At 34.4% G+C, this 1420-nt stretch carries 1 protein-coding gene; it reads left to right on the forward strand.

Going from position 1 to position 1420, the window contains the following annotated elements:
• The coding region (locus FC65_RS10655) for a hypothetical protein (protein ID WP_082619098.1) at positions 1–245 on the forward strand (245 nt) is incomplete at its 5' end.
• Between the last annotated feature and the right edge of the window lie 1175 nt (positions 246–1420).

Below are 1420 nucleotides of genomic sequence, written 5' to 3' on the forward strand. Positions count from 1 at the left end.
ACTTATTAACTCGTGACGACTTAAAAAAACGCTGGGACATGAACTCTCGGCAAAGTGTCCACCAAGTCGCTAGCAAACTCGATTTTCCAGCCCCAGTTTATACTTTCAATCAAGGTAAAACGCTGCTTTATTTAGAAACTGAAATTCAGATTTATGAAATCAATCATCCTTGGATTATTAGTCCAGCTGATCGGTTCAATTATAGTCAATGGATTTTTGAGAATGTGATCAATTCTGACGACTAGTTTCACTTGAATTTGGCCTTGTTGGCGCCAGCCTTCTGTTACAAAATCCCCACGTTTTTCTAGTGGGGAAATACCCTTTGACAGTCGTCAAGGGTGTAAGTGCGCACTCCTGTCATTTTTGACAGGTCGGGTTTAGTTCTTTTGTCTTTTTGAGTTAAGATTTTGGTTTACTGTTTTTTGATTTTGACTTAGTTAATTTTTTAGGTGCTTTTGAATTTAAAAACGTGGTTGAACTTGAATTTAGCTCTATGTCTGTGAAGTTAACTTTTAATTTTTTCTAGTCACATTTTCCGGAATTTTTATTTTAATATTGGGGGAATTATTTGCGGTAACTTAGGTCGGACTTTGCAACTCCAGCCACAAAACAACGTGGAGGGGGTGGAGTTGCAAAGTCCGACCGTCTATTAACCCAGTTATGACGCTTTTTTTAATTCCAAAAGTTTAGAACTGTTTCTAAAGCTATTCTAAAGTAATTCTAAAGTAATTCTAAACTTAAACTAGGCTATAAAGTTGTGGGTAAACAGCACAATTTTGGGTTTAGGTAATATTTCAGGCTCACTTGTTGCATGGCTGCAAATTTGACTTCTTTTTAGGCCAACTGTTTAGTTAAATTTGTTTTGGCTTTATTTAGTCTTAAAATGCATTTTAAGCGTTTTAAATAGTTAAATGGATAATTTATCGTTATTAGCTTTTAAAGTATTCCTAAGAGCTTTATTTGCACTTTAAATTGAATTGATGTCCTGAAAGAGGCTTGTTTTTGTTTTTTGGTTTTGATCTTGAATTTGTTTTGTGTTTTTGACTTGGTTTTGTGGTGTGGAATTTGAATTTTATTTTTTGTGTTAGTGCTGAGTTTATTAGTTTAATTAGGTGCTTTTGGCTAAGTTGTTTAGTTTGGTTTAGTGTTTTTTTACTGTATTGGAGGTCGTTTTTTGTGACTCCAGCCACAGAACAACGTGGAGAGGGTGGAGTCACAAAAAACGACCGGCTAAGGACCGCTATTTAACAATATTATCTTTGCTTAACTTAAAGAAGCGTTTCTTTAGGGATTCTGTACAGATTCTTTGGAGTTTCTTTAAAGATAGTATTTCCTTGTAATTTTTTTATAGTTATTTGATCTTAGTAGCATTGTTAGGTGTGTAATAAATATTTGTAGTTTATGACTTGCTCTGAGGGCG

The sequence above is a fragment of the Ligilactobacillus acidipiscis DSM 15836 genome (assembly GCF_001435755.1).
GTDB classification, from domain to species: domain Bacteria; phylum Bacillota; class Bacilli; order Lactobacillales; family Lactobacillaceae; genus Ligilactobacillus; species Ligilactobacillus acidipiscis.